Annotated in this window: 7 protein-coding genes and 1 pseudogene; 4 read left to right on the forward strand and 4 right to left on the reverse strand. The window is 35.3% G+C overall.

Annotated elements, in window-relative coordinates:
- The first annotated feature begins 381 nt into the window (after positions 1-381).
- The 4 genes from DM84_RS03180 (at position 382) to DM84_RS03195 (ending at position 4,009) form a co-directional block, all read left to right on the forward strand.
- The gene (locus DM84_RS03180; RefSeq protein WP_250778298.1) at positions 382-1,308 is read left to right on the forward strand and encodes a ribose-phosphate diphosphokinase; all 927 of its coding nucleotides are present in this window, start codon (positions 382-384) and stop codon (positions 1,306-1,308) included.
- Positions 1,298-1,651 carry an Asp-tRNA(Asn)/Glu-tRNA(Gln) amidotransferase subunit GatC gene (gene gatC, locus DM84_RS03185; protein ID WP_250778299.1) on the forward strand — a complete coding sequence of 118 codons (354 nt, stop codon included), beginning with the start codon at positions 1,298-1,300 and terminating at the stop codon, positions 1,649-1,651. Before DM84_RS03180 ends, gatC begins: the two co-directional genes overlap by 11 nt.
- A gap of 304 nt (positions 1,652-1,955) precedes the next feature.
- Positions 1,956-3,191, forward strand: a complete 1,236-nt coding sequence (mtaB, locus tag DM84_RS03190) for a tRNA (N(6)-L-threonylcarbamoyladenosine(37)-C(2))-methylthiotransferase MtaB (RefSeq protein ID WP_250778300.1) — start codon at positions 1,956-1,958, stop codon at positions 3,189-3,191.
- A gap of 26 nt (positions 3,192-3,217) precedes the next feature.
- On the forward strand, positions 3,218-4,009 hold the full coding sequence (locus tag DM84_RS03195) for an outer membrane protein (protein WP_250778301.1): 792 nt from the start codon (positions 3,218-3,220) through the stop codon (positions 4,007-4,009).
- Here the strand turns inward: DM84_RS03195 and DM84_RS03200 are convergent, their stop codons facing one another.
- From DM84_RS03200 to DM84_RS03215, 4 genes and pseudogenes are all read right to left on the reverse strand, one after another.
- Positions 4,010-5,521, reverse strand: a complete 1,512-nt coding sequence (locus DM84_RS03200) for a type II secretion system protein GspD (protein WP_250778302.1) — start codon at positions 5,519-5,521, stop codon at positions 4,010-4,012.
- A gap of 200 nt (positions 5,522-5,721) precedes the next feature.
- On the reverse strand, positions 5,722-6,429 hold the full coding sequence (gene rnc / locus DM84_RS03205; protein ID WP_250778303.1) for a ribonuclease III: 708 nt from the start codon (positions 6,427-6,429) through the stop codon (positions 5,722-5,724).
- A 78-nt stretch (positions 6,430-6,507) separates the two neighbouring features.
- Positions 6,508-7,548 (reverse strand): quinone-dependent dihydroorotate dehydrogenase, encoded by a 1,041-nt coding sequence (locus DM84_RS03210; RefSeq protein WP_250778304.1) that lies wholly within the window; start codon positions 7,546-7,548, stop codon positions 6,508-6,510.
- Between the two features lie 415 nt (positions 7,549-7,963).
- Positions 7,964-8,190, reverse strand: a pseudogene (locus tag DM84_RS03215) (IS5 family transposase); the annotation flags it as partial.

The raw sequence follows: 8,190 nt of genomic DNA on the forward strand, positions 1-8,190 counted from the left end.
ATAAAAACGCCAATACTGAAAATAAATAATGACCAGGGCTTCTTTTGCCTTTTTCCATCTAGTAAATTTCTTAAATATTTATTACTAAAGTAGTATCCTGGATTCCAGTGTCAGCTACTTGGATAACATCATAGGGGTTGAGATGACAAGAAAAGGAGATGCTGGGATGATACCCATAACTTCGTCATTCCAGCGCATGACGCTGGAATCTAGGAATTTTACCAAGTAGGTGAGTGTAAAAGTTATGTGTTAAAATGCACCATTTTTATGGAAAACTAGATCCCAGTATCAAGTACTGAGATGACAGGAGATAAGAACTTTAGAATAGAGTTTCAATCACCCCATAGTTTCTGTATAATCTTACAATTCAATTGGTAGATTATGAAGATAATAATAGGTAGCGCTAGTAAAGAATTAGGGGAATCGATAGTTAACAAGCTAAATGTTCAACCATCCCTTACTCAGGTATCAAGATTTGCCGATGGCGAGATGAACGTGTGCGTGGGAGGCGATATCTATAATCAAGAGGCATACATAATACAGTCAATTTCTCCTCCTACAAATGACAACCTTATGGAGCTCCTGCTTACAATTGATGCAGTAAAGAGGTCAAGAGCCAAAAGAATAACGGCGATTATTCCCTATTATGGATATAGCAGGCAAGATAGGGTTATTAAAAATGACAATACGCAATCTGCTTTGAGTGCAAAATTAGCTGCAAATCTCATCCAGGTTGCAGGTGCAAATGGCGTTGCAATTATTGATTTGCATTCAAGTCAAACTGAAGGGTTTTTTGATATACCAGTCGCTAATTTGAGCTGCTTTGAAGTATTTGCTGACTCCATATATACAGAGAATTTGGCAATAGTTGCACCCGATGTCGGAGCAATCGGTAGAGCGCGTGCTTTTGCAAAGACTTTAGAGAAAAAGTATGAGATGGAATTGAGTGATAAGATTATCGTGATAGATAAATATAGAGAGAAAGCAGGTACATCTCAGGTAATGAATGTGATAGGAGAAGTGACAAATAGGAATTGTGTCATCATCGATGATATAGTTGATTCTGGTGGAACATTATGCAATACCGCTCTTGCTTTGAAAAGTCACGGGGCAAAGTCTGTAATTTCATACATCACACATGGTGTGTTTTCGGGAAATGCAATTGAAAAAATCTCTTCCTCTTCTCTGGATAAATTAGTGATCACGGACACCATACTTCACAAATTTGAAAAAACTGATAAAATCGAAGTTGTTTCAACTGCAAATATTTTGGTTCACTTCATTAAAGAGGATAAGAATGCCAGCTAGATCAACAGAAGACGTCATCACCTCGCTAATAGAGTTTGTGAACAAAAGAAAAGTAACAATTACTAAGGAAGAAATGCTTAAAATTGCACAGCTTGTAAGAATTAAGTTATCAAATGACGAAATTGAGCACTACTCCAAAGAACTAACGATGCTGGATTGGATACATGATGTTTTGTTGCAAGTTAACACTGAAGGTGTTTCTCCTATACGTTATGGTAGTATAGATAAGGACATTCACGTACGTGATGACGTTGTCAATGCTCAGAACATTAAAGAGGAGATATTGTCCAATACAAAATCTGAGCATGGATATTTTGTAGTGCCAAAGGTGATAAACGATTGAAATAAGACTGTGTTGTACAGTCCCAGGATGTGGTGGCATGATAAAGTATGAAAAAAATAGTTGACTTTCCCAAATTCACCTGCTATACTATAAAACTTTTTCTGTAAAAGGATAAGTAGCTTCAAGCACCAACGTCAAGTTGGTGCGATTTTTCTGGGTTAATATTCCTTAAGCTGGCGCAGTTACACAATTTTTGCTTGAGGCAAATCATTCTCACATTTCTGAGCCTGGTCATAAGAGGCTTAATGACTTTACTTGAATGTTTGATATAATAATTAAATTATAAAATCGATTGAAGTCTAGCATGAATGAAGTAGTAACATTTGGCTGTCGTTTAAATTTTTATGAAAGTGAGTTAATTAAAGAAGCACTAAGAAAAGCAGAGAGAAAAAATGTTGTTGTAGTACACAGTTGTGCAGTAACAAATGAAGCAGAACGCCAGGTGAAACAAAAAATACGTAAGATTCATAAAAATGATCCAAGTAAAGAAATTATTGTAGTTGGCTGTGCCGTTCAATTAGATCCTAAATCGTACAGCAACATTCCTGGTGTAAGCAAAGTGCTGGGCAATCAAGATAAACTAAAGACTGAAAATTATTTGCTAAATAATAACAAAATATTAGTCAGTGATAATCAAGCAAGCAGGTCAGAACCTATTCTAATTAATAAGCTTGAGGATAAATCAAGAGCATTTATCGAAGTCCAAAACGGCTGTAATCATAGCTGCACATTTTGCTCAATTACTGAAGCAAGAGGAAACAACCGATCCGTACCAATAAACAATATTATAGAGCAAATCAAGGTTTTTGTAGCAAACGGTTACCAAGAAGTAGTGTTTACAGGAGTTGATATTACTGATTTTGGTACAGACTTATTTGGCAAACCTTCACTTGGTTCAATGATCAGGAGAGTTTTAAAGGATGTACCGGAATTGAAGAGACTTAGGCTTTCTTCCATTGATGTTGCTGAAATTGACGACGAGTTAATGAGCTTAATAGTTAACGAATCAAGATTTATGCCACATTTACACTTAAGTTTACAATCTGGTAATAATTTAATCCTAAAAAGGATGAAACGTCGTCACAGTAGAGAGCAAGTGATAGAATTTTGTCATAAAGTAAGGGAATTGAGGCCTGATATAGCGTTTGGTGCTGATATTATTGCTGGATTTCCAACGGAAACTGATGAAATGTTTCAAGATACTGTTAATCTACTAAAGGAAACGAACATAGTTTACCTACATGCTTTTCCATATTCAAAGCGAAAGAACACGCCTGCTGCGCGAATGCCACAAGTGCCAGAGAATGTGCGTAAAGAAAGGGTAAAAAACTTGAGGGAAATAAGTAAAGAAATGATGAATAACTTTTATCAATCTTTGATCGGCACTAAACAAAGCGTTTTAGTTGAGCAGAATAATATCGGCAGGGCAGAAAATTTTGCACTAATAAAGCTTTCATCAGAGGTTCAGGCTAAAAGCATTGTAAAAGCTAACGTTATAGGAATGGAGAGTGGTTATTTAATTGGTTTCTTAATTTCTTGATATGAGAAAAGTATTGTAAGTTGTTTATGATGAAAAGATCTACTGTTTTTGATATATTGCTAATCTTATGTATTAGCTTTTTTTCTGCTCAGGCTAATGCAGGTGATGCTGAAGATCTAATGCTTGCAGACAAATTTGTATGCCATGAATCTAGAAAATATGATGAAAAAGAAGTTACATCAGTTGAAGATAAAAGACTTAATTTCTATGTTAGTGCCAACGGTGGCAAGATATATTACGATAACTCAGAGACATTTATAAATGGCATAAGAGCAATCGGAGAAAGAGTTCTCACTTTAGTTGAAAACCGTTGCGGTTCTATAATAAGAAATATAGTGGAAGATGAAATTAAGAGTATACAGCAATTTGATGGTAAAATTGATTTCCAGTGGCTCAGCAGCATATCTTTAGGTTACTATGCTAGAGAAAATGGCCGAATTGATTTTGAAACTATGTATTCTTGGGCCGATATTAAAAGTGATAACCCTCCACCAGTATTTGATAAATCAGTCAGTATATTCGCATTTTTGTTAAACTTCTATTATAATCCTAGTATTCAGGATACACAATTTGCTCCATATATCGGTCTTGGTATAGGACCAACAGTTTTTAGATTAAAAAAGGTTAATGGGTCACCTAAAAATTCAATGCCATTAAATGTTCCTTGGTTTGCCTATCAAGTGAAACTTGGTGTTAATTATTCAATAATTCCGGAAGTTAGAGCCTCCCTTGGTTATCGTTACTTCAGCATTCCAATACCGGTTGCAGATGACATATCAACTCATAATATTGAAATCGGTTTGATGTTCAGTTTTTAGTTAATATATATATAAATTCTCGTCCTTTTTATCTAACAAACCAAGCGTTGGCACAATTGTTGCTTTTAAAAAGATGACGGTTTCTACCGTTCTCATATTATCCGCTAGCTTTTTTGACTTCTGATGCAATGTAGCTTTAAAGCTTTGCTTATCTTCTCTATGCTCTATAAGCCCGCCAATTACCATAACTTCACCACTCTTGATTTTTAACATAGAGTTCATTTCCCTAATTTCAATAATTGGAATGTTACTATTCAGTTTTGTTTTACTCTGCTGCGCGATGTACTCTATATTTGGGTCTTTAGTGTAGCCGTTAATTCTCGATAAAGTTGGGTGTATATCCATGAATATTTCACTAGTATCAACATTGATACTTGGATGGATTATTAACACAACGCCTATTGGAACACTATTCATTTTGGTAATTAAGGTATGATTGGAGTTTTTTTGTATATCAAAGGTAAAATAAACGTGATTTTTAGTGAAAGAAATCATCGCTTGCTGATTATTTATGGCATGTATTCTAGGGCTTGAAATCACAGTTGAAGTGCCGAATTTGTCTAAACTTTTTACTAAATTCCCTAGATCACCCACGCCAAAGTTCATTGCTAAATTAATAATGGAACTATCCTGATTCATTATAGGTTTGGTTCCATCGCATAAATCATCTAAGTTGATACCAGAAAGGTACTTATCGTCTAACACAACTTCAACTATCTTTGCCTCTATCATTACTTGAGAAGACGCTAACTGCTTAACTTTATTAATATATTCTTCAACAGCTCTGTGGATGCTTTTTCTAGCATTCAAAATAATAACACCAGCTTCTCTATTAGATGAAAGAAATTCTCCATCATTTACCCCGTTAACATCCATTATTGCATTCAACCCCTTTTCCAATGAGTTCCATAAATCGCTGCTATATTGAGACCTCATAACGCTGTTATAGTCCTTATCAGCATTGACCCCGTCGCTGCTGGTAATATTGTTGTTAACAACAAAACTGCTTTGAGCAGAGTGTTGAATATTGATAAAGTCTACGTAATAATTTTGCGCGTACGGTAAATCTTGCTCAATTCTAATCACACCATTACTTGTTGAATAACGCAGTTTGGCGCTATCAGTTATGCTCTGAATTACTTCATTTATATTTTTATCTTTTAGCTTTAAAATAATATTGCCTGATATTTTTGGATCTATATCTAAGTTAATGTCAGAAAGTTTTCCTATCTCAATCAGCAAATCCTTTACTGGCACTTCTTCACCAATATTAATAGAAATAAGCTGGCTACTGGCCGTGAAATCAGGAAACTTTACGGGCAAAGGTACAATTTCTGGTACTGTTGGTTTGTTGCTCTCCAAAGGAAAAATTTTGCCCTTGCATTGCCTCAGTGAATGGTCGTGCTCAACATCATGATGATTTTTGTCGTCTATTTGGGTAATATATCCCTGAGTAGGTAAGCATATACAAGAGATGATAAAAATGAGCATTGAACATTTAAAAATGATCATTAGAAAAAAAGCATATAAAACCATTCTAATAGATTTCTATAAAAACATTAAAAATGTATTTAATTTTGTTTTCGTCTGACAAAATCACTACACTAAATGCTGCAAATTTATAGCCTTAAAGCTATAGGGTTCTCATCTATAGAGACCATCCACAAGATACTTGTTTTTGATCAGGATGATTTTGTTTCTTAAAACTTGAATTAAGTTGAATTGCTTTTTTCACTATTGTTAATTTTTTCTAGCATTAGCTCAGCAGCCTTTTGTTCAGCAACCTTTTTACTAGAAGCGCATGCAGAAACTTCACCATAGTTTTCTATGCGAATTGATATAGTAAATTCAGGATTATGTGCTGGCCCAGTCTGTTTTGTAAGCTCATACTCTGGTAGAGGTAATTTATTTTTCTGAGTCCATTCTTGTAGCGAGGTTTTAGGATCTTGAGGAGGGATTAGCATATCCTTAGCCAGCTTCTCCCAATGTTGGGTAACAAATCTTTCAACATTTTTAAATCCGCCATCAATATAAATTGCGCCTATTAGTGCTTCAAGTGCGTTTTCCAAATTTTTTAAGTTACATTTCCCTCCATTGCAGCGTTCGCTATTATTCATGAGAATAAAATCGCCCAACTCTATTTCTTTAGCGACATTGGCAATCGTACTGCCACAAACTAAGTCCGTTTTTCTTTTCGCCAACGCGCCTTCTCTTTCCTCAGGAAATAGTTTAAACAGTATAGCAGACACAATCATATTCAAAATGCTATCACCCAAAAATTCTAACCTCTCGTAATTTTCAGTTTGATTTTTGCTATTTCTTTTATTTAAGCTTGGATGAGTCAGTGCTTCTTCTAATATCGCATCATTTTTGAACCTATAGTCGATGATTTTAGATATTGCATTGTTCACGTTTTTCATACTTGTTGTATTAAAAGGAAGTACTTCCTGCTGTATCTTTATATCAGAAAATGAGTTTTACTCCATCAAAATAAGTTGTTAAGATCTACAGCCACAACCCACTGCCTCACTGATGTTACTCAGTCCATCTCTTCTTATTAGCTCTGCAAGCTCCAGATTGATTTTATTCACAACTTGAGGCCCTTGATATATGAGAGCAGTGTACAGTTGTACTAGAGAGGCTCCTGCTCTTATTTTTTCGTATGCATCAGCACCGCTCGAGATTCCCCCGCATCCTATTAATAATGTTTTGCCCTTAGTGAGTTTATACATGTCACTCAATAACTCAGTTGAAAGCTTAAACAATGGTCTGCCGCTCAACCCACCAATCTCATTGTGATGAGATTGCAGATTATCTCGACTAACCGTAGTATTGCTTACTGTCAAGCCGTCAATTTTGTATTCCAATACAAGCTCAGCAATATTTTCTTTTGTTTGCTGATTTATGTCTGGAGAAATTTTTAATATTATTGGTATGGATTCAGAATTATCAATTGATTTCCGAGTTAGAGTTATGGACCTCAACAATTCCGATAATTCTTGTTTATCGTGCAGGTTACGTAAATTGGGCGTGTTCGGAGATGAGATATTCAGCACTATATAATTACTTTTCCCATATACCATCTTTATTAAGTCAACATAGTCACTGATTTGGTCCTTCGAAGTGCTATTTTTCCCTATATTGATGCCGAAAACGCAGTCATCAAGCTTGGTTTCATTTATTCGTTTAAGGAAATAGTCTATTCCTCTATTATTGAATCCCAATCTATTGATTATTCCTTCGTCTTCAATTAACCGAAAAATTCTCGGTTTTTTGTTTCCATATTGAGGGTGTTTAGTTACAGTACCAGCCTCAATAAATCCAAAACCAAATGAGAGCATGGGCCTTATAACTTCCGCATTTTTGTCAAAACCTGCAGCAAGACCTACAGGGCTCCTAAGTTTATTACCGAAGAAGTTTACGTTTAAAGATTCTGGTAGTTCTATAGGTTTTCCACAAGGCATCTTTTTTAATATCGTGATTGCCAAGGAATGAGCAATTTCAGGCGGTAGTAAAAACAGTAAATTACGTAATATCATTTTGTAAAACACTCTTCAGTTTATTTTCTACCATAGAACGCTACGGGAGTATAACCATAACTTTAAAAAAAGACATTTTTATTGATTTTGAATAAGCTTCCTGGCCTTACCCCACAACTGTACGAACATTGCAATTAGCAGGTAATTTGCGGGTGTCATCCAAGTAGCTGACACTGGGATCCAGCATTTCCATAATAATTAAAATATTGTGTTTTAAATTAAGATTAGCTACTTTCTATGTTCACAAAATGAGTTTGCTTGCTTACAAGCAAACTTTCCTAGGTTCCAGCGTCACGCGCTGGAATGACAGGTCTATGGGTATCATCCAAGTAGCCCCTCCTTCTGTCATCTAAGTAGCTGACACTAGGATGGCTTTGTTGCATAGCAACTTATGCGGTGGTGATTTATGACAAATTCATGTAGCCATTTCAAACTTAGCCATGCCAATGTCAGTAAATTTATTGAGCAAGTAGCACTTAACTAGCAGTTCTTTTCCACGACTTATCTCGGATTTATTTCTTAAGCTAAATCCAAATATTTGCTTCAGCCTTGAAAAAAACCCTTCAATGTAAGATCTTTTTCCATAGTTTACTCTCTTTTTCCACCCTTTCACACCATCTTTCACCGTATGATTTTATTAAC

The sequence above is a fragment of the Wolbachia pipientis genome, assembly GCF_023661085.1.
Lineage (GTDB): Bacteria > Pseudomonadota > Alphaproteobacteria > Rickettsiales > Anaplasmataceae > Wolbachia.

Coding starts and splice junctions, on each gene's coding strand:
- DM84_RS03180 (WP_250778298.1), top strand. CDS start 382: ATGAAGATAATAATAGGTAGCGCTAGTAAAGAATTAGGGGAATCGATA.
- gatC (WP_250778299.1), top strand. CDS start 1,298: ATGCCAGCTAGATCAACAGAAGACGTCATCACCTCGCTAATAGAGTTT.
- mtaB (WP_250778300.1), top strand. CDS start 1,956: ATGAATGAAGTAGTAACATTTGGCTGTCGTTTAAATTTTTATGAAAGT.
- DM84_RS03195 (WP_250778301.1), top strand. CDS start 3,218: ATGATGAAAAGATCTACTGTTTTTGATATATTGCTAATCTTATGTATT.
- DM84_RS03200 (WP_250778302.1), bottom strand. CDS start 5,521: ATGATCATTTTTAAATGTTCAATGCTCATTTTTATCATCTCTTGTATA.
- rnc (WP_250778303.1), bottom strand. CDS start 6,429: ATGAAAAACGTGAACAATGCAATATCTAAAATCATCGACTATAGGTTC.
- DM84_RS03210 (WP_250778304.1), bottom strand. CDS start 7,548: ATGATATTACGTAATTTACTGTTTTTACTACCGCCTGAAATTGCTCAT.